Raw genomic sequence first — 24,441 nt, forward strand, 5'->3', positions numbered from 1 at the left:
TTGATTGCATGAATGTCCCTGTCCGCGCGGAGAAAACCACGAGGCAAGCGAAGGGTAGAAAGCCGCTGGAGAAGATGCAGGGCATTCAAACCCTGCATCGTTTTAATCTCACTGGGTTTTGATGATGATTTTCTGCATCCGTGCAAGAATCTCGCCGCGCTTTGCGCTTGCCCAGTCACTATCGTAATCGATGATCTTGATTTCGCTCAAAGGCGTCATCTTGGGATGGCTCTCAATGCCCTTACGGGTCGGCCTGCGACCTGGGAAATGCTCAACGAGTTTCTTCTGAGCCTCTTCTGACAACAGATAATCCGAAAAAAGCTTGGCAGCATTGGGATTGGTGGAGCCTTTAATCAGGAACATGCCTTCCGGCTGTGCCAGGGTGCCGTCTTCCGGGTAGATAATATTGGCGGTGTTGGCGAGCACGTAATTGAAGGCTGCTTCTTCATATGTGACGCCGAGAGGGTATTCGCCACGGCCGACCTGCTGGAAAACAAGGCTCGACTTGAGAACGATGTTCATATTGACCGTCATATCCTCGACGATTTTCCATGCCTCGTCACCGCGACCGTATATCATGAGCCAGGTATTCAGCGCTGCAAGCGACGAGCTTGATTTGGATGGATCGGCGTGAACGACCTTGCCCTTCCATTGAGGAGCAGTGAGATCAGTCCATTTTTTCGGTTCGTCCTCCTGCTTGACAAGGCCTGAATTGCTCATGATGACCATGAGACTGGCTGCGAACGGTGTGTTGTAACCTTTCGCGTCGAGCATAGCAGGCTCAATATTGGCAAGTTCCGTTGACTTATACTGCTCGAAGAGTTCAGGGGCCGAGCCCCCGGTGTCGGAAAATCCACCCCAGAGCACATCACCGCCCGGACGGTCCTTTTCAGCACGAATACGGTTGAGCAATTCCCCCGTTCCGGCCTTCACAGTCGTGACGTTGATGCCGTATTTCTTCCCGAATTCCTGCGTGAAATAATCCACCATCTCCGAGGGGTGGGAAGCATAAACAACGAGATTTTTCTCGTGATCGGCGCCTTGCGCCCAAGCAGCAGTCCCCGCCAGCAACGATAGTCCTGTCAATGCGAGTACGTTCAAAAGCGTATTTGACATGATTTCGGTCCTCCACAAACCAGAAATTGGTCCGGCATTTAACCGGACGAGCCGGTCTCTCCTCCCGACTGTCACAATGTTAGTCACGGCTGTTGACAGTTGTCAATGCCGTATGACATTTGTGTTTTCAGCGTTGAGGGAGAGAGCAAATGCGGGAAGTACTAATCGGAATTGCGCAGCAGGCTGGCGAGATCGCACTGGCCTATTTCAACGGAGACATCGCTCCAGAAGTTGAAGAGAAGGGACACCTCGATCTTGTTACCCGCGCCGACAAGGATGTGGAGAGCTTCCTCGTTGCAGAACTGCTGAAACGCTATCCCGACGACGGAATAGTTGGAGAGGAAGGATCCGTGATCAACCCTGCGGCGGCACGGCAGTGGGTGATCGACCCGATAGACGGCACATTCAATTTCGTACGAAGAATGGATCAATGGGCTGTTTCAATTGGCCTTTTTGAAAACGGAAAACCCATTTACGGCGTGATCCACGCCCCCGCACGGCAGGAGACCATTTCGGGGGGGGTAGGTGCTGACGTTGTCTTCAACGGAAAGCGATTGGACCAACTGGCGGTTCTTGATCGTTCAAGAGGGGTGGTATCGCTTGGCTTTAGCACCGACACCCCCGTCGCTTCGGAAGTTGAGGCACTGCGCTTTATCCTCGAGGATCTGAAGTTTTCCTACCGCAACTGCGGCTCCACGACAGTCGCCTTCATGATGATGGCCACGGGTCAAATCGATGCAGTTCTTGGCTTTGGCGCACGCAGCTGGGACGTGATGGCAGGACTGGCAATTGTTGATCGAATGGGCGGTAAATGTTCAATCGACTGGAATGCGACAGGCCTAGAAGATAGGCTTGCATATGTTGCAGGGACGCCCGAAATTGTCGATCTTTTCGAGCCAGCACTCTAGGCTCAGTGCGACAACTGCGAAGTCGACTGCAACACAATTCCACGGCTAATTCGCGCAAATCGGCGAGGTCATCATGGGCCTCGTTCTGTTCGCCGATGTATCCCAGACACACAGCAGGCTTTAGCTCAGAAATCGTCCCTTTGCGGCACCACATCATGGAACAATGATTCGTCGAGCGCATTTTCTGCACAGGTTGCTGCCTTTTTTATTGATCGGTCTGTGGCCGCTCCAGGAAATTGCTGAGGAAATGACGTTGACGAAAAAAACGCTAATCGAGGTGTCCGTATCTGACTCGGACGGAAATCTCACGCCATTCGGCATCATGAATACAGAGCAAGCGGCGGAGCTTTCCGATGACAGCTATCACAAGACTGTCGCACATTCGGCTGTTGAAGAAGAGAGCAGCCAGAACGAGGTAGAGGAGATCTGATCCACTTCGGTAGGTGTTTCAGCTTTTCTGCGTCAACTGCGTTCGCTATTCGAGGTCGTTTTCGAACGGCTGACGGGCTGGTCGCTGGGAGTTAGCCAGCCCGGTGGCAGACGCTCGTCTTACTTTTAAGAGCGGCGGCTTGCCCGCGCATCATCCGCCAATACAAGGCTTGCTGGCGGCTCAAGACTTTCGTCTCCGTCGACGATTGCCGAGAGATAGGTCAGAGCATTTTTCATCCCGTTTGCGGTGTACGGTTTTTCGATCGCACCGAGTGCTCCGGCAAAATCGTCCGGGATTTTTTTGATGTTTCCGCTGACGAAGACGTAGGGTACGCCGTTTTGGGATAGTTCGCGTCCGAAATCTATGCCGGTAGCTCCGTCCATGAGATGAATATCGACAAATGCAAAATCTGGTTTTGTCGAGGCTAGTGCCCTTCGGGCTTGGTCGCTGCTCATTACCATGTCAGTAACCTCATGACCTGCCAGCTCGACTTCGCTCTCAAGCTCCATTGCGAGCAGCATTTCATCCTCAACTATCATTACCTTCAATGCGTCGTCTCCAAGTTTACATCAACAAGCACAGTAACGCTTACACTTGTCTTTCGGTTCTGTACGGTCCGCTCGATTTTTGCACCAAGCTGCAAAGCGGAAGCTTCGAGCAGCTTTCGACTGAACTGCGCGCGCTCCTTATCCACCTCAATCGGCTCTGATGTATCTTCAACCACGATGATAAAATGACCGTTAGTCCGTCGGACGACAACATGTATATCTCCCCCTTGGCTCAGTCCTCGCAATACCGCATCACCGACCAGCTCGTTGACGACAAGCGATAGTGGTGTTGCTTTGACGGCCGGAACATGCACGGGTGAGAGATCAAGGGACAGGTGTATGTCTTTTCGGCCAGTTGCCTCGACCAGGTCGGTGACGAGTTCACGGGTGAACTCGGAAATGTCGAACTTCGAGACATCATCCAAGGTGAAAAGTTTGCGCTGAACGGTACTCAGGGCCTCGATCCTGTTAAGAACGGATTCAAGCGCCTGCTTCTGCCCCTGGTCAGTGGTTACGCGCGCCTGCATTTTTACGATGGAGGCCATCGTCAGTAGGTTGTTTTTTACGCGGTGATCAACTTCATGAACCAGGAGTGATTTGGCAGACAGTGCAGACCGAAGGTTGGCAGTCTGGCTGGCAACTTCCTCCTCGGCCTTGTGTCGAGCGGCGGCAAGGTCTGCCTCACGGCTTTTCACATGCGTGAAGTCAAGTTGCGAAGCGAAGAAGTATATGATCTTGCCACTATCGTCTCGCACGGGGCTGATGAACACTGCATTCCAGAATGTCGACCCGTCCTTGCGGTAATTGGTGACGTCGACCGCGACGTCTTCACCGGCCGCAATTGCTTTCCGCATCTTTTCAACGGCCGTGGGATCACTTTCGGGACCCTGCAAGATGCGACAGTTCTGCCCAATGACTTCTTCATTGGTGTAGCCGGTGAGTTTATTGAACGCAGCATTGCAGAAGATGATGGGATTGTCGTGTTGATTGGGGTCGGTGACGATCATCGGCATCCGTGTTGCCTTAAAGGCTGCAGCAAATGGATCTTCGCTAACGTGCCCGGACACTAGGCGATCACCGGCACTGCGGGCATCAGTTTGTTGCTGCTCTTTATCCGTCATTCTGGTTCCGTACTCTGCACAACTTACTTCACAATGAAGCTGGTTGATTTTGGTTCCTGAGCCGCAAAAACTAGAATAGGCCAAAGTTGTACGCAACCCTTAAGCCAAGAGGCTTACTGGCCTTTGTAATTTTTCGAATCGTCAAGTGTTTTCATTGACTTCGAGACGAAGCCACATATCTATTAGCGGACGAGTGTGCCTTGAGGATCATCGGTGACAAACGAAAACTTGGTCAAGCAGCCCGAACGTGATGACGATGATGCGCTATTTCGCAGCGACGCTCGCAGGCGTGCTTTGTTCGAAGCGATTGATGACGGTTTTTGCATCATAGAATTTATCGACGGTCCCGATGGCCCGATGAGTGATTATGTTCATGTGGAGTCCAACACGGGCTATGAACGCCAGACTGGTATCAAAGGAATTGTGGGAAAGCGTCTTCGCGAGATCGAACCTGATAACGCCGACGTTTGGCTGAAGATTTACGGGGATGTCCTGACAACTGGCGTGACGGTGCGCTTCGAGCAGGAGTTCAAGGCGATCAATCGCCACATTGAAGTATCTGCAACGCGACTTGAGCCTGCAAGCCTCAAGCAGGTTTCTGTTCTCTTCCGGGATATCACAACCCGCAAACAAGCGGAAAAAGCTCTGCGCGAAAGCGAGGCTGTGGCAAGAGAAAATATCCAGCGTGTTCAGCTTGCGCTGGCTGCCGGGGCCATTATCGGCACATGGTCTTGGGATGTTCAAGCGGACAAATTCACCGTCGATGATGCCTTTGCAACAGCATTCGGATTTGACCATTCTCTTGGCAGGACAGGGCTCAGTCTGGCGCAGGTTGTCGAGACGGTCCATCCTGACGACCAGGCCAGTTTGTCCAAAGCGATTGATGAGGCGCTGAAACGGGGAGGACCGTTTCTTCACCAGTATAGAACAAGGCGCTCGGACGGACACTACCGATGGCTGGAGGCAAATGGTCGTGTTGATCTTGGCCCCGACGGCCGTGCGATGCTTTTTCCCGGAGTGCTGCTCGACATCGAAAATCGCCGTGCCATTGAGCAGGAACGGGACAGGGCGACAAGTGAACTTCGTGCCTTGACCGAAACGCTTGAACAGCGCGTCGAGGATCGAACGAAAGCCCTCATGCAGGCCGAAGATGCTTTGCGACAGTCTCAGAAAATGGAGGCCGTTGGGCAACTCACGGGTGGACTTGCTCACGACTTCAACAACATTCTGGCTGGTATTGGCGGTAGCCTTGAGCTGATGAAGATGCGAATGGCTCAGGGGCGTATTGGTGACATTGACCGCTATCTGACGGGAGCACAAGGCGCTGTTAAACGGGCCGCGGGTCTGACACAGCGTCTGTTGGCGTTCTCAAGGCGCCAGACACTTGATCCAAAACCCTCGAATATCAATCGCGTCGTCACGGACATGCAGGACCTGGTGACGCGCAGCGTCGGGCCGGCAATCGATGTCGAAATTGCCTGCGCAGGCGGGCTTTGGACGGCCTTCGTTGATGTGGGCCAACTTGAAAATGCACTGCTTAACCTCTGTATCAATGCCCGAGATGCGATGCCTGACGGTGGCAAGCTGACCATTGAGACGGGAAACCGCTGGCTCGACGAACGTGCCGCCAGGGAGCGCGGCGTCCAGCCCGGCCAATATGTCTCAATGTGCGTCAGCGATACCGGGACGGGTATGACACAGGACGTTATATCCCGGGCCTTCGATCCATTTTTCACGACAAAACCGACCGGGCAGGGAACCGGACTTGGTCTTTCAATGGTCTACGGCTTTGCGGGTCAATCGGGTGGCGCGGCACGAATATATTCCGAGGTTGGCAAGGGCTCGATGGTCTGTATCTATTTGCCGCGACATCACGCTGATGGCGAAGTGGTAGAGGTTGTTGCGCTGGAAACCCCTGCAGCGCCAGCGTCAGGAAAAACAACGATTCTGGTCGTTGATGACGAACCTCTGGTCCGTATGGTAGCGGTCGAAGTGCTTGAGGAACTTGGTTATTTTGTTCTTGAAGCGGAAGACGCACCCTCCGCGTTGAAGGTCCTCGCGTCCCGCAATGACATAGACCTTCTTGTCACTGATGTTGGCTTGCCAAACGGTATAAATGGACGACAACTTGCCGATGCCGCGCGCAGCAGTCAGCCGGATCTGCCAGTGTTGTTTGTAACGGGTTATGCTGAAAACGCCGTTTTGAACCATGGCCATCTTGAGCGAGGCATGCAGGTGCTCACCAAACCAGTGGCAGCCGATGCACTTGCGAGACGCGTTGCGGATTTGACGGGTAAGTCATGAGAATTCCTGTTCAAGTTGCATTTTTGCGCAGGCCTCTTTCAGCGCCGCAATTGGGATGACTTTTGATTCAAATATCCTATTGTAACAAACTTGCCGCTGTCGTTGACATTCGGCTCTCTTCAACAGAGAAGAACGGACGATGACATACATAAACAGCCCGTCGGTCTCGTCTGACCTGATAATCGCCGAGCGAGACATTCTCGCACGTGTTGCCTTGGGTGGCCCACTCAAGGATGTGCTGAGGGACATTATTCTTCTCATTGAGAAGCCGGCGAATGGCGAGTTGCTTGCGTCGATACTTCTGACCACAGAGGATGGCAAAAATCTCGTTGAAGGAGCGGCGCCAAGCCTGCCTGCGGAATACAACGCGGCGGTAGACGGTATCCCGGTTGCCATCGGGGTTGGATCCTGTGGTACTGCTGCCTTTACGGGAGAGCAGGTCATGGTCAGCGATATCGCTGTCGATCCGCTTTGGACAAACTACCGTGATATTGCGCTGAAGCATGGTTTACGTGCCTGCTGGTCAATGCCGATCCGCGCTGCGGATGGCACCATCCTGGGAACCTTCGCCAATTACTACCAGGAACCACGTGAGCCGACCGAGCGAGACCTCGAAGTTATTGGCATGGTGACGCGAACGACCGCGATTGCCATTGAGCGCTATCGCAACGAACTGGCCCGCGAACGTGCTGAAGAGCAGCGTCTTCTTCTCATCCATGAACTGAACCACCGGGTGAAAAACGTGTTTGCGCTGGCAGATGCGATGGTCGCAATGACCGCGAAATCTGCGACCGGCGTAGATCATTTTTCTGCAGCGGTCAGGGGGCGTCTGCGTGCACTCGCACTTGCCCATGATCTCGTTCGTCCCAAGACTACCTCTGCAACACAGGACCTTTCGGACGCTGCCGTTCCGCTTCGGCAGATTATGGCGGATATTCTGGCACCGTATGACGGTGAAGCGTCCTCTGAAAAAATCACCTTTGTCGGAACAGATGATATTCGCGTTCCGTCGGCGCACATTACCGGTATTGCCCTGATCCTCCATGAGCTTGCCACCAATGCCGCGAAATATGGGGCGTTAAGTTCTGATCAAGGCCACCTCGTCATTTCATGTCGACATGTTGACAGCGTGCAAATCACCTGGAGTGAACGGGATGGACCGGCAAAAAGCGTGTCGGATCATACCGGATTTGGTTCGACGCTGATCAAGCGCACCGTGGGCAATTTGAATGGCAGGATTACATACGAATGGCGCAATGACGGTGTAGACATCATCATTGACCTGCCGTTCGGCACACTTCTGGTCTGACTGCTTCTTCTAGGAACCCTGTCCGGTTTAACGCGATGATGCGTTGAGGAGTTCAGGCCAGCGTTTCCTATAGCGGGAGGCGGCCATGGTGACGTTGACCGGTGCTGGGAGTATCGTGAATTGCATACTCGCCTGCTCATATGATCACGTGATTGTCAAAATGTCCGCTGCCAAGGCATCTCTCACATTGTGCGGGCCATGTGCGATCTTTCGCAGCAGTCCTGTCGATGAGACGAACCACTGCGGTTATCCGATTTGCCGTTGCGACAGGCAGCAGAGCGGGGCGTTCAATTTGCCACAGACAGGCTAACAGTAACGCAACCTGATTAACGACCATCACAGCCTTGAGCACGCGCGAGACACCCACCGGCGCGCCTTGAAAAGTAACAAGCCTCGTAGCGGGAATAGAGGCAAACGTGTCAACGTGATGGGGTGCAACAGTAAAAATAGTCAGCGAAATCAAAGTGATCTACACACGCCTACCGTGACTTAAAACGATGGCCAGCGCATGCAGGTTCTTGGAGGCGCCTATAAAGTAGATAAAAAATCCAACATTTTCGAGATCGGTTGATTAATCTATTGTGCAATGCAGCATTGACATTTATCACGTTAAATAGAGGCTGATGTGACATTCTGCCTCAGCACTCATCTCGGGACTTTCAGTCCTCCCCAATGAAATTAAATAGGAGTTTGAGCCATGCTAGCTCGGTTAGGCGGTATTGTATCCGCACTACTGGGAGCTGCGATCCTTTATTATGGAGCGCGGCTTGCAATCATCGGCGGCAGCTTTTTCTATGTGGTTATGGGCATCGGCCTGTTGATCGCAGGAATTCAAATCGCCCGGCAACGTCAGAACGGCTTGGGCATATATGCATTGACCCTTGCTGCGTCATTCATCTGGACCCTCTATGAAGTTGGGCTTGATAAGTGGCAGTGGATTCCACGAGGCGCGCTGATCATTTTCATCGGCTTGCTGCTTTCCCTGCCATTTGTCGTCAATGGTTTGCGCGACAAGCCTGCAAAACTCTGGTCCTTCAGCCTCACCAACGGTCCGCTTGCATTGCGCACTGTGGTTGCCCTCATCGCCGTCATGGGACTTGCCGTCTGGTTCATCGATCCGATGGAAAAGCAGGGCACCCTTGAAAAGGTTGCGACGGCTGGCGACACCGCAGTCGATCCCAGCGGTGTGGCCTATCCTGCCAATGACTGGATTGCCTATGGCGGCACAAATCTCGGCCAGCGTTATTCCGCGCTGAAAGACATCAACACCACCAATATCACCGGTTTGAAAGTCGCGTGGGAGCACCATACGGGCGATCTTCGCGAAGGTGACGCAGTTGACGCGAAAGAATACACTTTTGAGGCGACGCCGATCAAAGTGAACGGCCTGCTTTATTTCTGCACGCCGCACAACATCGTCCAGGCTTTGGAGCCGGAAACCGGCAAGCTCGCATGGTCCTTCGATCCGAAGATGCAGCGCGACAACCAGTTCCAGCATCAGACGTGCCGTGGTGTATCCTACGACGATTCCAGCGCCTATGTTCCACCTGCTGACACCGATCCTGTCAAGGTACAGGCGATTTCTGCCGCGGTGGCCGAGTGCCCACGCCGCATTATCGCCTCGTCTGTCGATGCGCGCCTCTACGCCTTGAATGCTGATACCGGTGCGCTTTGCACGACCTTCGGCGAGAACGGCTATGTTGACCTCAAAGCGCAGATGCCGAACCTGCAACGGGCGACCTATCAGCAAACGTCCGCTCCACTCGTGACCAAGGATCTTATCATCCTCGGCAGCGCAATTGCCGATAACTACTACGAGAATAACCCATCGGGCGTCATTCGCGCATATGACGTGCGCACCGGCGAAATCGTCTGGAAATTTGATGCTGGCAAGCCGGACGACACACGTCCGCTACAAGCCGGTGAACTCTACGAGCCAAACTCGGCAGTTGCCTGGACACAGTTTGCAGCAGATGAAAACCTCGGTCTCGTCTATGTGCCGTTTGGCAACAAGTCTCCAGACCAGGTTGGCGTGTTCCGTTCGGAAGAAGATCAGGCCTATGTCGATGCTCTTGCAGCACTCGATGTCAAGACCGGCCGAATGGTTTGGAAATTCCAGACGTCCTACCACGATCTCTGGGACCGTGATAACCCGTCACAGCCAGTTCTGCTGAATCTGCCACATGATGGTGCAGACGTTCCTGCGATCCTCATCCCGACCAAGATTGGTAATATTTGGGTTCTAGATCGCCGTGACGGCAAAGCAATCCAGCCAGTTCGGGACATGAAGGTATCGACTGAAACCGATATACCGAACGAAAAACTGTCACCTGTGCAGCCCATGTCGGGCCTGAGCTTTACGCCTGCACCGCTGACAGAAGCCGACATGTGGGGAACAACACCTTTCGACCAGATCGAATGCAGGGTCACGTTCCGCTCAAACCGCTATGACGGCAATTCGTTCACCCCTCCAACAACGACTGGTTCGATTGTTTGGCCGGGTAATATCGGTGTCTTCAACTGGGGTTCGGTCGCGGTTGACCCGGTCAACCGGTGGATGATCGCCACACCGCAATATCTGCCATACGTCTACAAGCTGTTTCCGCGTCCGGAAGGCGACTTGAACAAGCGTATGTTCGGCAAGCCGGGTGAAGCAGGTGGTGAGTCCAAACCGGGTAATGAAAACCTTGGCGGTCCATATGCCGTGTCCATTTCCCACATGCGTTCGTCGCTGCAGGTGCCATGCAACACACCGCCATGGGGTGTTAGGGTTGGGGTCAATCTCGCTGATGGCACGACCGCATGGAAACACCGCAATGGCACTGTTGCCGGCCAGAAGGTCGCCGGCATCCAGTTCCCGATCCCGTTCGAAATGGGCATGCTTGCCCATGGCGGAACACTGACAACGGCAGGTGGCGTAGCATTCACCGGCGCGGCTCTTGATGACATCATCCGCGCCTATGACATGCAGACCGGCAAGACGCTTTGGCAGCACAAGTTGCCAGCAGGCGGCCAGGCGACCCCGATGACCTACCGTGGTAAAGACGACAAACAATATGTTGTCATTGCCGCAGGTGGCCACGGATCGTTGGGCACCACTGCCGGAGATTCCGTCATAGCCTACAGGCTGGATTAAGTTAGCCTATGAAAGATCGGCGCGGGCAAACTCGACCGCGCCGGTTACACGTCGGTCGCAGGTGATATTCTGTAAAATGCCGTGTCGTTTACGGCGGGATGAATTTCATGACGTCACTTAAGGCATGGATATGCAACGAGCTGGGTTCGCTCCGCGATGACCTGGATTGGCTTTGGCGTGTGCCATTGCATGTCTGGCTTCGCCTTCCTGTATTGCTGCTTGTCTTGTTGGCATGGATATGGCTGTCCCGCATCCTTCCAAACGGCTTCTTTGCCGGGCCAACACTGACCGTTGATGCCTTTTTCCTGATGCTGGCTGACAATCGTCAGGATTTCCTGATCGCATTGGGGACAACAGTTTTTGTCTATCTCTCGGGATTTCTGCTCGCCGCCGTGGCAGGAATTTTGCTCGGTGCGCTTTTTGGCAGCATACCGCTTTTGTCGAGAACCTTCGCGCCCTTCATCCATGCCGTGGCAGCGTTGCCCGTCATTGCACTGATACCGCTTATCGTTCTGCTTCTTGGGTTAGGCTGGCAGGCAAAGGTTTTGATTATCGCTCTGGGTGCGGTCATGCCTGTGCTTGTAAACACCCAGACAGGCGTACAAAGCCTGGACTCCGATTTGCGCGAGATGGCCGCCGCGTATAATGTTTCTTTGACAGGCCGCGTCAGGCATTTCTACCTGCCTGCAGCATTGCCGCAGATCATGGCCGGGTTGCGCCTTGGAGCGATTGCTGGACTTGTCACATCGGTTATTGCGGATTTCTACACCGCAATGACCGGTCTTGGAGCCCTCCTGCAGGCATATGGCAACAGTTTCCGCATGGACCGTTATCTGGCGGTTGTCCTGACTTATGCGGCTATCGGCACTGTGTTCACCGGCCTGTTATCCTTGCTCGAAAATCGTCTTTCACCGCCATCGCGACGCCGCTACCTGGCCTGAAACCTTCCAATATCCCTGATAGGCAACAAATGAGATGAAACAGATTATCAAGGCTATCGGTGTCACCATAGCGTTCGGCCTGAGCTTTTCAGCGGGGCCTGTGCTTGCTGATCCATTTCGCATTATTGTGACGGAAACCGAAACACCGCTCGTTCCAAACTCGCTTCTTTATCTGGCCAAGGAAGAAGGTTACTTCGACAGGGCTGGTGTCGACGTGAAGCTGGTGCCAACAGCGCAAACGCCCATGGCCGTGGCGGCCCTTCGCTCGGGGCAGGGCGAAATGGCCAACATCTCCGTTGATGCGCTGATTTCCTTGCATCGTGAAGGCGTGAATGATGTGGTTGCCATTCATTCCTCGGGCAAAACAATTCCTTATGTGATCGCCGGGCGAAAAGATTTGACGCTTGAAACCATGGCCGGATCCTCATTTGGAATAGGCCGTATTCGTAGCCTCGACCATGAATTGTCCAGCCGAGTTCTGGAAGGTCACAGAGTGAATATCGACACCTTGCAACTTGTGCCCCTTGGTGAACCGAAGGTGCGAGCCCAGGCGCTAGCGACAGGACGTATTGATGCAACCACCTTCTCGATCGGTTCGTTTCTTGCCATGCCGGAGCGCGACCGTTTCAAGATTTTGGTCGATGTGACGGATTTCTTTGAGACCGTTCCGCTGGTGACAAAGGTTGACGTCGTGCGGCGCAGTACACTTGAGACACGCGCAGACGAGGTGGACAAGGTTCTGGAGGCCTTGACCCTGGCGGCCAGGGATTATGCACAGTCACCTGAAAAATGGGTGAAAGCCATGGAACGGGCACGACCCGACGTCAAACTCGCAACACTTTCCGAATTGGCAAAAATTTATCGGGGTAGCTGGACGGTCAATGGGGGCTTGCAATTTGGAGAGCTGATTTATACTGCCAAGAACACCCAGTCAGGTGTTGTTCTGAAAGTGGATGGCGAGGATACACCATTTCGTATCGAAGTTGAAAACTGGGCAAACTTCCATCCCATGGATCGTGTCCTCACAAAAATCGGCACTTCCGATCTTGGCGATCCGTTGGATCGTGAATGACCAGTGTGCAACGCCCCCTTTTGGTTGTTAAGGCTCTGAACCATGACTACTCAGGTGTCGCGGTATTGAGCGACATCAATCTTGAGGTTGCAACGGGAGAAAGGGTCGTCATTCTGGGACCTTCCGGTTGCGGCAAGACGAGCCTTTTACACATATTGAGCGGTCTTATGTCCGCTCGCAGCGGTACCGTCGACGTTGACGGAAAAGCGCCACAGCCGGGTGTAAGTTCAGCGCTGGTGTTCCAGAATCCGCGCTTGCTGCCATGGCGAAATTCTTCAGGCAACATCGACGTGGTTTTGAAATCGCAATCAAAACAGCAGAAAAAACAGCGCGTTGATGAGTTGCTGTCGCGAGTTGGGCTGCGGGATCATGCATGTAAATGGCCACATGAACTTTCGGGCGGCATGAAACAACGTCTGGCACTGGCCAGGGCGATGGCTCTGCAAGCTCCTCTTTTGCTGCTTGATGAACCCTTTGCCAATCTCGATCCGCTCGCGAGGGAAGACATGCAGGGCGTGTTAACGAACCTGACATCGCTATCATCGGAGGCATCCATGACAACTGTTCTTGTTACCCATTCGGTAGAAGAAGCATTGATTGTTGGCGATCGGATCGTCTTGATGGCCGGATCGCCGGGGCGCTTCGTCAAAGAGATCCGTTTGTCATTGGGCACAGATGGTGAAGATCGTCGTGCATCTCCAGAGTTTTACACACATCTGGCAGACATTTCGAACCAACTCCGATCCATCGCAAAGGCTCGATAAAGGATAGCGGCAGCACAAGTTGGAACATACGTCAGTACATTTCCACGAATGCGGACCGTAAAAAATCGCGATTTCCGGAAAGTCAGGGCGATTGTTCGCCCTGTAGAGACTTTTGCAAACCGATATAAAATTCGTCAGTTCGCATATTTTGAAATTCAACGACGACCTTCTACAGCTGCGAGAATGTTCGAACGCGATACACCGAGATCTTCCAATGTGCGATCGTCAAGCGACGACAGTTCGCGGAATGCGCGGCGATTTTGAACCATTTTCTTAAGCTTTTCACGAAATTTCATGATCGTTCTCCAGTAACTCTGTTGCCTGTAAAATAAGCAATTTGAAGGGAGGATTGTAGGCATCTGCTTGCACGGGAGGCATGCAAATGTTGGCGAGCTTCCGTCCACCTTCATCTCGCGGATTGCTGACTTTGTCGCGAAAGGCGATCTTAAGAATGTGGAAATGTCAGCAAACGACACGCTCGTTGGCTTATATGAGCACGCCGCCGAGCGGTTACTTCGTTGTATTACACGGAAAGAAGCCATCCACAAAATTGTAACAAGCGCTCGTCATCTTCGAATACCTCCAACAACAGAAAGCTTACCGGTTGCCCGGTAGAACGAAGTATGTCGAAGCTGACATTACGTGGCTCCCGTCGAGTTTCGCACTGTAGCCAGCAATGCCTCGGACAGTGTTTGGGTCTGGGACGCCGTACAGCTGATGCGCATGCGGACCGTGATCCGTTTGATTTTATCTTCATCATTCCCCGAGTTGAAATAAATTGCATAGATGGAAATATTATGCAGGACCATTGACGTGAGCTTGGCCGTAGGTTAGTTATCACTTCGTGCAATAAATTTCTCATAGAGATATTTATTTCATTGACTGAATTATCTCTGGGAGGGGAAAATGCTGAAGTCTTTGAAAGCCGCGACCGCTATGGCTCTGATTGCTGCAGTTGTTGCTGCCTGGTCTGTTAAGTCTGCCAATGCTGAGGGAAAGTTTGCCTGCGAGCCAGGTGAAACCTATGCGATGAACGTGATGGTCTCGAGCCATCCTTATTGGGTGCCAGTCTTCGAAGGCTTCAAGCAGGCAGCCAAGTCTCTTGGCTGCGAGGCCGTTTTCACCGGCACGCCGGAATATGACATCACCAAGCAGATCGCCTCCTTCGAACAGGAAGTGGTCAAGAAGCCGAAGGGCATCCTGCTGCACCCGATGCAGGCCGACCCATTCATCGAGCCGATCAACAAGGCAATCGAGTCCGGTATTTCCATCACAACCTTCGCCGCAGACTCTCCGAAATCCAAGCGCACGGCTTACATCACCTCCGATAACGTCGCTGAGGCCAAGTTTGCCGCGGACGAAATCGTCAAGGTGCTGGGTGAGAAGGGTGAATATGCCGTCCTCGAAAATCCCGGCCAGAGCAACCATGACCTGCGTGTCACCGCACTTGTCGATTACATGGGCACCACTCATCCTGGCATGAAGCTCGTTGCCCGCCAGGCGACGAACCAAGATTCCAACGCGGCCTATCAGGCGGTTTCCGCCATGCTGCAGGCCAATCCGAACCTCGGCGCTCTCTGGATTCCTGAAGCGGGTTCTGCCGAAGGTGCAGTTGCTGCCGTCCTTGCCGCCAAGAAGAAGGTCCTTATTCTGCACGCGGATATCACGCCCGCAACGCTTGAGCAAATCAAGCAGGGAAACATCCATATGGCGATCAACCCTAACCAGGGCATTCAGGGCTTCATGGGGTTTATCAATACCTTCCTCGGCGCGCATCCCGATCTAAGCGATCCGTTCAACGACTATAAGGTCTCCGGTTTCAATCCGATGCAGATCCCGTCAATGGACAATGGTTTTGCTGTGATCACCAAGGACAACGCCGACTCCTTCGACCTCAACACCTACATGAAGGGTCGCTGAGCGACGTCCCTAGAGATCTCCGGCGGTGCGGCTTGCACTGCCGGGGGCATCAACAATGATTGATCGGGAGGGTGTCATGGCAGAGGTCGTACTCAGCATGACGAATATTCACAAGTCATTCGGGCCTGTCCGGGCCTTGCGGGGCGCCGAGCTTGAATTGCGCCGCGGCGAGATCCACGCTTTGGCGGGTGAAAATGGTGCCGGCAAGTCGACCCTGATGCATATCATCGACGGCATTCTGCAGCCGGACAGCGGTGAAATCCGTCTGGACGGTGCGCCAGTTCGCATATCCTCACCCAATGCCGCCAATCGCCTCGGTATTGGTTTCGTCCATCAGGAGATTGCACTCTGCCCGGAAATCTCGGTCGCAGAAAACATGTTCATGGCGGAAACAGGTCGTAGCCGCACGCTATTGATGGACTATCGTTCGCTTTGCGTGCGTGCCGAAAACATCCTGACGGAACTTGGCGATATCGATCCGAGGTGCCGTGCCGGCGATCTCTCGATCTCGCAGCAGCAGATCGTCGAAATCGCCAAGGCGCTGACGCTCGATTGCCGCATTCTCATCCTTGACGAACCAACCGCCGCCTTGACCGAGTCCGAGGCGCAGACACTGTTCAAGATCACGCATCGCCTCGCTGAGCGCGGCATTGCGATTATCTATATTTCCCATCGTATGGCGGAAATCTTCCAGCATTGCGACCGGATCACCATCATGCGCGATGGCTGCCATATCAAGACGGCGGATATTGCTTCGGTCAACCCGCAAGATGTTGTCAACAGCATGGTCGGGCGCGTGCTCGACAAGCTCTATCCGCCAAAACAGGCACCGAATGCAAAGTCCGACGAGGTGATCCTGTCGGTGCGCGGACTTAACGAGGGGCGTCGCGTCCGCGATGTCAACTTCGATCTGCATAACGGTGAAATTCTTGGGCTGGCGGGCCTGATCGGGGCAGGGCGCAGCGAGATCGTGCGCGCCATCTGTCGGCTGGAAGGCAAGCCGGAGGGCGAGGTGAGACTCAGAGGTCGAAAGCTTTCGTTATGCGACTATCGCGACAGCATTCGCGAGGGGCTGGTTTACGTTTCGGAAGACCGCAAGGGAGACGGTCTGTTTCTCAACATGTCGATTGCTGCCAATGTTTCGGCTCTCGATGTCGGACGCGTCTCGAACGGGTTGGGCCTTATCAGCCGACGGAAAGAGGCTGCGCGTGCGAGCGACTTCGGCGACCGGCTGAAGTTGCGCTCCAATGGTGTCGGTGAGGCGGTCAATACGCTGAGCGGCGGCAACCAGCAAAAAGTGGCCTTGGCGAAAATGCTGTCGGTCGAGCCGCAGGTTGTTTTTCTCGACGAGCCGACGCGCGGTGTCGATGTCGGCGCCAAGGCGGAAATCCATCGACAGATCCGCGATCTCGCCAATGAGGGTGTCGGTGTGGTGGTCATATCGTCCGAACTCCCCGAGCTCATCGGTGTGAGCGACCGAATTCTCGTGGTGCGGGAAGGGCGGATCACCGGCGAGGTCACCGGTGCGGACATGACGGAAGAACAGATCATGCATCTCGCATCGATCAGCAGTCAATCGCAGCTCTGCGAAGCGTGAGGGGAATAGCAGACATGGCAACGATCGATACACAGCATCACGCACCGACGGCGGCAGAAGCCCGTGTGCGGTGGTGGACGCCCGCGATCAAGGCGCGCGAGACAGGCCTTATCGTCATCATCCTGGCGCTCTTTACCGTGATGTCCTTCATCTCGCCCTACTTCCTGACGGTCGACAACCTTCGAGCTATGGCCATGGCCTTCGCGGTGGAAAGCATCGTCGTCGTCGGCATGACGATCCTGTTGATTTCCGGCGGCATCGACCTGTCGGTCGGTTCGGTCACGGCACTTGCCATGGTGGTTGCCGGTTGGCTGTTCCTAAACGGTGTAGACCCCTGGGCCGCCGCCGCTCTCGCAATTCTGGCCACCACCTGTATCGGTATGGCCATGGGCTTTCTGACGACGGTCGTTGGACTGCACCACTTCATCGTCTCGCTTGGCGTGATGGTCATTGCTCGAGGCGTGTGCCTGCTTGCGACGGGTGGCCGGCCACTTAGCCTCTTTTCTCTGCCGCCGGAATTCAAGTTCATCGGCCAAGGTTCGGTCTATGGCGTTCCGCTCGTGCTCATCATCTTCGTGCTGGTCGTCGTTGCCTTCGATCTGATGCTGCGCCGCACGACGGCCTTCCGTAAAGTCTTCTACGTCGGCAGCAACCCGAAAGCCGCCGCCTATTCTGGCATCCGGGTCGGCCGCGTCGTCTTCGCCACGACCACGCTTTGCTCAATGCTTTGCGGCGTGGCAGGGGTGATCTACATGGCCCGCTTCGGCTCGGCTCAACCAAGCTTCGGTGTCGGCATGGAACTTAACGTGATCGCTGCTGCAGTCATCGGTGGGGCAAGCCTTTCGGGCGGATCTGGTACGATCCTCGGCGCAATTCTCGGTGCCGTTCTGCTTTCGGTTGTTTCAAGCTCGCTCGCCTTGCTCAACGTTTCCGTTTACTGGCAGGACATTATTCGGGGTAGCATCTTGCTCGCCGCCGTGCTCTTCGACCATTACCTGGTCAAGCGCCGCCGCTAAAGTGCCGACGATCAAGAAGGAGACGATACATCATGGTGGACTACAGGGATGAATTCGATCAGCAGCGCCAGATGTATTCCGTTCTCGTTCTGCATTTTATCGAGGGTGTGAAACAGTCTGAGATCGCTGAAAAGCTCAATCTCTCTCACACGAAGGTCAACAGAATGATTGCCGCTGGCCGCAAGGCGGGCATGGTCAAGATCAGCATCTCAAGCCCCTACCAGCGGCTCGTCGATCTGGAAAATAACGTCGTCGGACGGTTCGGCCTCAAGCAGGCCATGGTGACGCCGACCGTTTCGGACAATCCCGAGACAACCTTGCAGATGGTCGGACGCGTTGCCGCGAACCATCTGCTTGAAACGATCCGTGACGGCGATGTCATCGCCATCACCGGCGGCAAGGCAGTGAGCGCAGTCGTTGACAGTCTGGAGGCGGAGCGGCGCTTTGACGTGCGGGTGGTGCCGCTGACAGGGGGGGTGCAGGGGAAGCACTATACCGACGTCAACCATCTCGCCACCCAGTTGGCGGAAAAGCTCGGCGGCACGGCACAGTTGGTTCATGCGCCTCTGTTCGTCGAGGACAAGCAGCAACGTGATGTGCTGATGAATGTCGCCTCGATCCGCGACGTGTTCGATTTGGCGCGTCAGGCAACGGTAGCGCTGGTCGGCATCGGATCTGTCCAGGCTCCGGGCTCGGGCTACTACGATCTCTTACCGGATCCGGCCCGAGGCAGCCAGGCGCTGATGGATGCAGGTATTGCAGGCGAGTTCCTGGCGCACCTGATCCGTGCGGATGGTTCGCTTGCCGACAGTGACTTGAACTCGCGGGTCATGGCTCTCGATCCGCAGCAACTGGCCAATTGCCCTTCGGTCATCGGGGTTGCTGCGGGTGAATTGAAGGCGGGCCCGGTGTCCGCAGCGCTTGCGGGGCGGTTCCTGACATCGCTGGTTGTCGATGAGGAAATCGCCAAGGCGCTTGAAACTTTAGGGGAAGGATAACACGAATGAATGACGCACCTGCCTTGAAGCGGCCGATCGGAAAAAGCGGCATCGAAGCGTCTGCTGTCGGGCTCGGTACCTGGGCGATCGGCGGCTGGATGTGGGGTGGCACCGACGAGACGGCATCGATCGATGCAATCCGAGCCTCCATCGACGCTGGCATTTCTCTCATCGACACGGCGCCTGCTTACGGCATGGGTCTCGCAGAGACGATCGTCGGCAAAGCCATTGCTGGCCAGCGCGACAAGGTAGTGCTCGTGACCAAATGCGGCCTAGTCTGGAATGTGGCGGAAGGCGCCTATTTCTTTCACCAGGATGGCAAGCCAGTGCACCGCTACCTTGGTCCGCACTCCATTCGCTACGAGATCGAACATAGCCTCAGACGGCTCGGCACTGACTACATAGATCACTACGTCACCCATTGGCAGGACGCCACGACACCGATCGCAGACACAGTCGGTGAACTGGCGAGGCTTAAGGAGGAGGGCAAGATCCGATCGATTGGCGCAAGCAACGTTTCGAAGGAAGAGCTTGCCGCCTACATCGCTACTGGTGCCCTCGATGCCATCCAGGAAGAATACTCGATGGTCAAGCGCGACATCGAAACCAGTTTCGTGCCGACTTGCCTTGCCAATGACGTCTCCATCCTCAGCTACTCGTCGCTGGCGCTTGGTCTTCTCTCTGGCAAGATGGGGCCGAATAGGATCTTCACTGGTGATGACCAGAGGAAAGACAATCCGCGCTTCAGCCCCGGCAATCGTCAGAAAGTGGCGCGCCTCATGGAGGTCGTAACTCCGGTGGCGGATCGTCATCAGGCAACCATCGCGCAGGTGGTGATTGCCTGGACGGTGGCCCAGCCTGGGATCACTTTTTCCCTGTGCGGGGCCCGTGATCCCAAACAAGCCATCGAGAATGCTGGAGCGGCGCGCTTGCGCCTGACAGCGCACGAGGTGTCGATAATATCTGATGGCATTGCAAAGCATCTGGTCGAGCTGGACCGTTAGAGCATTTCCTGAACGCTTACTCGGCTTTGCGCCCGGAAATGCGTAAAAACAAATAGTTAGAGCAGTGCAGGTGAACTCATGTTCCCCGGAGGTGCTCTAAGTCTCAAACACCGCAACACCAGATTGGGACGTTGGCTTGAAAACCAGCGAACGGTATTTTCATGTCCAATTTCCGCGAGGACGCGCTCAGACAAATTCGACAAGATGCCGATTTTGATGTCGTCGTTGTCGGTGGCGGGATCAATGGTATCGGTGCATACCGCGACCTGTCTTTGCAGGGTCTGAGAGTGCTTCTAGTGGAGCGCAATGATTTTGCTTCCGGGTGCAGTGCCGCTCCGTCCCGCATGATCCACGGCGGTCTCCGCTATCTGGAAAATGGCGAGTTCGGCCTTGTGCGGGAATCGCTGATGGAGCGCGATACACTGCTGCGCCTGGCGCCGCATCTGGTCCATCCCTTGCCCACGACCATTCCCATCCATTCGACTTTTGGCGGTCTCTTCAATGCTGCGGCGACGTTCTTCGGTTCATCGGGCAAGCCAGCGAGCCGTGGGGCGGTGGCGATCAAGATCGGGCTTGCGCTTTATGACTTCGTCACTCGCAAGAACCGTCTCCTGCCACGGCACGAGTTTCACAACAATCGCACCACCAGATCGCGGTGGCCAGAACTCGATGTGCGCGTGCGCTCCTCGGCAACCTATTACGACGCCTGGATCCGTCAGCCCGAGCGGTTGGCATTGGAACTGGTGCTGGATACGCGTCGCGATGCGCCGCAGGCAATCGCCCTGAACTATGCGCAGTTGAACCGAAGCGGCGACGCTTATCATCTCTTGGCGGAAGAGGCGGATGAACCACTGGTGATCCGCACAGGGATGATCGTCAACGCAACGGGGGCCTGGATCGACGAGACGATCGGCGCTCTTGGCAATGCCGCAAAAACCAGTGAGCCGAGCGTTACCGGCACCAAGGGCTCCCATATCATCCTTGCCAATCAGGCGCTCTATGAGGCGTTGAACGGGCACATGATCTTCTTTGAGAATGTCGATAATCGGGTCTGTATTCTCTTTCCCTATCTCGGACGCGTCCTTGCCGGATCAACCGATATCAAGGTGAACACGCCTGGCCGGACACGCTGCGAACCGGAAGAGCGCGACTACATCCTGGATGCGGTGCGCACCGTTTTTCCCAACATCAATGTTGCGGCCTCGGATATCGTCTTCAGCTATAGCGGTATTCGCCCTCTGCCGCGCAGCGAAGCGGAATTCACGGGAAAGATTTCGCGCAGCCATCTGATCCATCGCGTCGATTCCAACCCGCCGCAATTGTGCATGGTCGGCGGCAAGTGGACGACCTTCCGCGCATTTGGAGAGCAGCTTACCGACGAGGTGTTGGCTGGAATAGGACGGTCTCGCGTCACCTCGACGAACAATCGCCCCATTGGCGGCGGCATGAACCACCCGGGTAACGCGGATCTCTTGTCCCAACAGCTCTCCCGTGAGTTCGCCATCGGCAAGGCGCGTGCCGATCATCTGGCAACCACCTATGGCTCGCGGGCCTTCGAATTGATGACCTTCTGCCGTTCGCGCTCCGATGATGTCTCGTTCTCTTCCGCGACGGCCATGACGCTCGCCGAGATTGCTTGGCTTATTCAGGCAGAGGACGTGCGGCACCTGTCCGATCTGGTGCTGCGACGCACTAGCCTCGCCATTACCGGCGAGCTTGATCTCGACATCATCGACACGCTGCTTGCCGTCGCATCGCGCGAACTCGGATGGACAACTGACAACGCATTCGCCGAACGGCGACAGGTGATCGACGAACTTCAGGCCTATTACGGCGTGTCGATCGAAATGCTTCAGGATAGATGTAAAGCAAAGGATAAGGCATCATGATACGCGTTTCCCGCAAGGCAAGAATGAACAGGCTGTTTCGTCAAGGCGGCTGCCTCGATGTCGCACTCGATCACGGGGTCTGCAACGAGCCGAGCTTTCTCGTCGGTCTGGAAGACATGGCCGGTGTTGTTGGCAAACTCATTGAAGCCGGACCAGATGCCATTCAGATGGCCTATGGTCAGGCCGACCTGCTGCAATCCAGACCGGAGCGCGACAAGCCGGCACTCGTGATGCGCATTGATATGGGCAATCCTTACAATTCCACGCGCCACCGCAGCATGTGGTCGCAACTGCAAAATCACGAAGAGCCGATCATTGGCGCGCTCGAAATGGATGCGGCCTGCGTTGTCGTCAACCTGTTCATGCTGCCGGACGAACCGGAACTGTTTCGCCAATGCGTCGAAAACATCAGCCGCGTGCGCGCAGATTGCCATCGCTACGGCATGCCCCTGATGATCGAGCCGCTGGTGATGCTGCCCAATGATGTACGTGGCGGTTATCAGGTGGATGGAGATGCCGAAAAGATCGTAACCCTGGTGCGCCTGGCATCAGAAATGGGCGCCGATATCATCAAGGCCGATCCGACGACGGACCCTGCGGATTTCCACAAGGTGATCGAAGCGGCCCGTTGCCCGGTTCTGGTGCGCGGCGGCGGGAAGGAGGATTTGCGTACCGTGCTGGCAAAATCTGCTGCTATCATGGAGCAGGGCGCAAACGGTATGGTCTATGGCCGCAATATCTATCAACATGATAATCCGAAGGCCGTCGTAAAGGCGCTGATGGCTATCATTCATCAGCGTGCCGGTGGCGAAGAAGCGTGGGATATCTACAACCGTGGCTGAAACAAATTACGTTCTGGGCGTCGATGTGGGCAACACGGTTATCAAGGCTGTGCTGTTCGACACAAAAGGGCATCAGGTTGCGCAATGCGCGCTCGACGGAAAATCGAGCCTCCCGGAACCCGGGCATGTCGAACGCGATCTATCCGAGCTCTGGGAGAATGGCTGCAGGGCTATCCGCGAGGTTATTTCAAGCTCCGGGGTCGATCCCAGCCAGATCCTCGGCATTGGCTGCGCTGGCCATGGCAACGGGCTTTATCTGCTCGATAAGGAGATGCGCCCGTTGAAGGGCATCCAGTCTCTCGACAGCCGCGCCTGTGATATTGCCACCGAACTCGACCAAGAAAACGGCGCGGCTCTTCAGGCGCGGTGCCTGCAACGACCCTGGCCATCGCAAACGCCGACACTTCTTGCTTGGGTCAAACGTCACGAAGCAGCGCTTTACGCCCGGATCGGCGCCGTGCTGTTTTGCAAGGACTACATCAACTTCTGCCTGACGGACCGTCTGACCAACGACATTTCCGACCTGAGTGGTGCCGGGCTTCTCGCCATGCCGGAAAGCGTGCTCGACGAGGCTTTGCTGAGCCTCTACCATTTGGAGGATGCGCTTTCCTTCTTTCCTGATCGCGTTGAATCGGCGGAGATCGTTGGACGTGTGAGCGCCAAGGCGGCGCAGGCCACCGGACTTGGCGAGGGAACACCCGTCATCGGCGGCTTCTTCGATGTGGTGTCGAGTGCGCTGGGCTCCGGCGTCATTCACGCAGGAGAGGCCTCGGTGGTGGCTGGAACTTGGAGTATCAACCAGGTCTTTGCCGATAAGCCGGTTATCAGTGATGAGGTCTTTATGGTGACGGTCTTCGGCAAGGACCGATATGTCAACATCGAGTCCAGCGCCACCTCTGCTGCCAATCTTGAATGGTATGTTCACCGCATGCGCGGCGACCATGGCGATCGGGCCTTCGAGCGCTGCAATCAGGAAGTCGGCAAAGTCGTGCCACGCGCCGACGATCCGTTCTTCCATCCCTTCATTTTCGGCTCGCGTTTAGGGGCGGAGTTTCGCGGTGGCTTCTATGGGCTGGCGGGCTGGCACGGTGAAGGGCATATGCTGAGGGCGCTGTTCGAAGGCGTATGTTTCGAGCATCGCCGCCATATCGAGGTACTGGAAAATGCCGGACTGTCTGTCAGTAGGGCTGTCATGTCGGGCGGTGGCTCTCGAAGCCCACACTGGCCGCAAATGATGGCGGATGTTCTGGAAATCCCGCTGACCGTGGCAGAAGCGAGGGAGACGGGAGCGTTGGGGGCTGCGATTGGCGTGACAGTCGCCGTTGGCCATTATCCTTCTTACGAAGATGCCGTTCAGGCAATGACCCGGGTTGCCCGCGACTTTCGCCCTGAAGCCAAGCGGTTCGAGCATTTTCGCAGACGCTATGCCATCTACGCGGCGCTCACAGGCCAGATGCGGAATTTCTGGAACGCATTGAAAAATTAGGGTGAGGTGGTTCGCAAGGATGTAACGCGACTACCCTTGC

20 protein-coding genes are annotated in these 24,441 nt (G+C 55.3%); 16 read left to right on the forward strand and 4 right to left on the reverse strand.

The window, feature by feature from the left end; translation table 11 throughout:
* Positions 1 to 108: 108 nt before the first annotated feature.
* Positions 109 to 1,116 carry an extracellular solute-binding protein gene (locus tag M2418_RS22635; protein ID WP_250985795.1) on the reverse strand — a complete coding sequence of 336 codons (1,008 nt, stop codon included), beginning with the start codon at positions 1,114 to 1,116 and terminating at the stop codon, positions 109 to 111.
* 149 nt (positions 1,117 to 1,265) lie between these two features.
* On the opposite strand from M2418_RS22635, the gene M2418_RS22640 reads away from it, so the two are divergent.
* A complete protein-coding gene (locus M2418_RS22640; protein ID WP_250985796.1) occupies positions 1,266 to 2,024 on the forward strand; it encodes an inositol monophosphatase in 759 nt (252 codons plus the stop codon).
* A 247-nt stretch (positions 2,025 to 2,271) separates the two neighbouring features.
* Positions 2,272 to 2,454 carry a hypothetical protein gene (locus tag M2418_RS22645; RefSeq protein ID WP_259149254.1) on the forward strand — a complete coding sequence of 61 codons (183 nt, stop codon included), beginning with the start codon at positions 2,272 to 2,274 and terminating at the stop codon, positions 2,452 to 2,454.
* A gap of 125 nt (positions 2,455 to 2,579) precedes the next feature.
* Here the strand turns inward: M2418_RS22645 and M2418_RS22650 are convergent, their stop codons facing one another.
* Entirely contained in the window at positions 2,580 to 3,002 is a 423-nt protein-coding gene (locus tag M2418_RS22650) for a response regulator (RefSeq protein ID WP_250985798.1), read from the reverse strand.
* Positions 2,999 to 4,123: a PAS domain-containing protein gene (locus M2418_RS22655; protein ID WP_250985799.1), complete on the reverse strand. Its 1,125-nt coding sequence runs from the start codon at positions 4,121 to 4,123 to the stop codon at positions 2,999 to 3,001. Before M2418_RS22655 ends, M2418_RS22650 begins: the two co-directional genes overlap by 4 nt.
* A gap of 213 nt (positions 4,124 to 4,336) precedes the next feature.
* Between M2418_RS22655 and M2418_RS22660 the strand changes: the two genes are divergently transcribed.
* From M2418_RS22660 to M2418_RS22685, 6 genes are all read left to right on the forward strand, one after another.
* Positions 4,337 to 6,427 carry a response regulator gene (locus M2418_RS22660; protein WP_250985800.1) on the forward strand — a complete coding sequence of 697 codons (2,091 nt, stop codon included), beginning with the start codon at positions 4,337 to 4,339 and terminating at the stop codon, positions 6,425 to 6,427.
* A 139-nt stretch (positions 6,428 to 6,566) separates the two neighbouring features.
* Positions 6,567 to 7,736, forward strand: a complete 1,170-nt coding sequence (locus M2418_RS22665; protein ID WP_250985801.1) for a sensor histidine kinase — start codon at positions 6,567 to 6,569, stop codon at positions 7,734 to 7,736.
* Between the two features lie 697 nt (positions 7,737 to 8,433).
* Positions 8,434 to 10,872, forward strand: a complete 2,439-nt coding sequence (locus tag M2418_RS22670; RefSeq protein ID WP_250985802.1) for a membrane-bound PQQ-dependent dehydrogenase, glucose/quinate/shikimate family — start codon at positions 8,434 to 8,436, stop codon at positions 10,870 to 10,872.
* A gap of 107 nt (positions 10,873 to 10,979) precedes the next feature.
* Positions 10,980 to 11,813, forward strand: coding sequence for an ABC transporter permease (locus tag M2418_RS22675; RefSeq protein ID WP_259149259.1), 834 nt, complete (start codon positions 10,980 to 10,982; stop codon positions 11,811 to 11,813).
* Between the two features lie 34 nt (positions 11,814 to 11,847).
* Positions 11,848 to 12,885, forward strand: a complete 1,038-nt coding sequence (locus M2418_RS22680; protein WP_259149260.1) for an ABC transporter substrate-binding protein — start codon at positions 11,848 to 11,850, stop codon at positions 12,883 to 12,885.
* Positions 12,882 to 13,649, forward strand: a complete 768-nt coding sequence (locus M2418_RS22685; RefSeq protein WP_259149261.1) for an ABC transporter ATP-binding protein — start codon at positions 12,882 to 12,884, stop codon at positions 13,647 to 13,649. The genes M2418_RS22680 and M2418_RS22685 overlap by 4 nt, the downstream gene beginning before the upstream one ends.
* 155 nt (positions 13,650 to 13,804) lie before the next feature.
* On the opposite strand, the gene M2418_RS22690 is transcribed toward M2418_RS22685, so the two are convergent.
* The gene (locus tag M2418_RS22690; protein WP_192490258.1) at positions 13,805 to 13,945 is read right to left on the reverse strand and encodes a DUF1127 domain-containing protein; all 141 of its coding nucleotides are present in this window, start codon (positions 13,943 to 13,945) and stop codon (positions 13,805 to 13,807) included.
* Positions 13,946 to 14,585: 640 nt separating this feature from the next.
* Between M2418_RS22690 and M2418_RS22695 the strand changes: the two genes are divergently transcribed.
* From M2418_RS22695 to M2418_RS22730, 8 genes are all read left to right on the forward strand, one after another.
* Positions 14,586 to 15,569 (forward strand): substrate-binding domain-containing protein, encoded by a 984-nt coding sequence (locus tag M2418_RS22695; protein WP_405049469.1) that lies wholly within the window; start codon positions 14,586 to 14,588, stop codon positions 15,567 to 15,569.
* 76 nt (positions 15,570 to 15,645) lie between these two features.
* On the forward strand, positions 15,646 to 17,166 hold the full coding sequence (locus M2418_RS22700) for a sugar ABC transporter ATP-binding protein (RefSeq protein WP_259149264.1): 1,521 nt from the start codon (positions 15,646 to 15,648) through the stop codon (positions 17,164 to 17,166).
* Between the two features lie 14 nt (positions 17,167 to 17,180).
* Positions 17,181 to 18,182, forward strand: a complete 1,002-nt coding sequence (locus M2418_RS22705) for an ABC transporter permease (RefSeq protein ID WP_250985808.1) — start codon at positions 17,181 to 17,183, stop codon at positions 18,180 to 18,182.
* Between the two features lie 32 nt (positions 18,183 to 18,214).
* Complete coding sequence (locus tag M2418_RS22710; RefSeq protein ID WP_259149265.1) at positions 18,215 to 19,180, forward strand: sugar-binding transcriptional regulator; 966 nt, start codon at positions 18,215 to 18,217, stop codon at positions 19,178 to 19,180.
* A 5-nt stretch (positions 19,181 to 19,185) separates the two neighbouring features.
* Positions 19,186 to 20,184: an aldo/keto reductase gene (locus tag M2418_RS22715; RefSeq protein ID WP_259149266.1), complete on the forward strand. Its 999-nt coding sequence runs from the start codon at positions 19,186 to 19,188 to the stop codon at positions 20,182 to 20,184.
* A gap of 161 nt (positions 20,185 to 20,345) precedes the next feature.
* Positions 20,346 to 22,073, forward strand: coding sequence for a glycerol-3-phosphate dehydrogenase/oxidase (locus M2418_RS22720; protein WP_259149267.1), 1,728 nt, complete (start codon positions 20,346 to 20,348; stop codon positions 22,071 to 22,073).
* Entirely contained in the window at positions 22,073 to 22,915 is an 843-nt protein-coding gene (locus M2418_RS22725; RefSeq protein ID WP_250985851.1) for a class I fructose-bisphosphate aldolase, read from the forward strand. The genes M2418_RS22720 and M2418_RS22725 overlap by 1 nt, the downstream gene beginning before the upstream one ends.
* Positions 22,916 to 22,928: 13 nt before the next feature.
* Complete coding sequence (locus tag M2418_RS22730; RefSeq protein WP_405049470.1) at positions 22,929 to 24,401, forward strand: FGGY-family carbohydrate kinase; 1,473 nt, start codon at positions 22,929 to 22,931, stop codon at positions 24,399 to 24,401.
* Positions 24,402 to 24,441 lie beyond the last annotated feature (40 nt).

The sequence above is a fragment of the Rhizobium sp. BIGb0125 genome, assembly GCF_024810055.1.
Taxonomy (GTDB): Bacteria; Pseudomonadota; Alphaproteobacteria; order Rhizobiales; family Rhizobiaceae; genus Agrobacterium.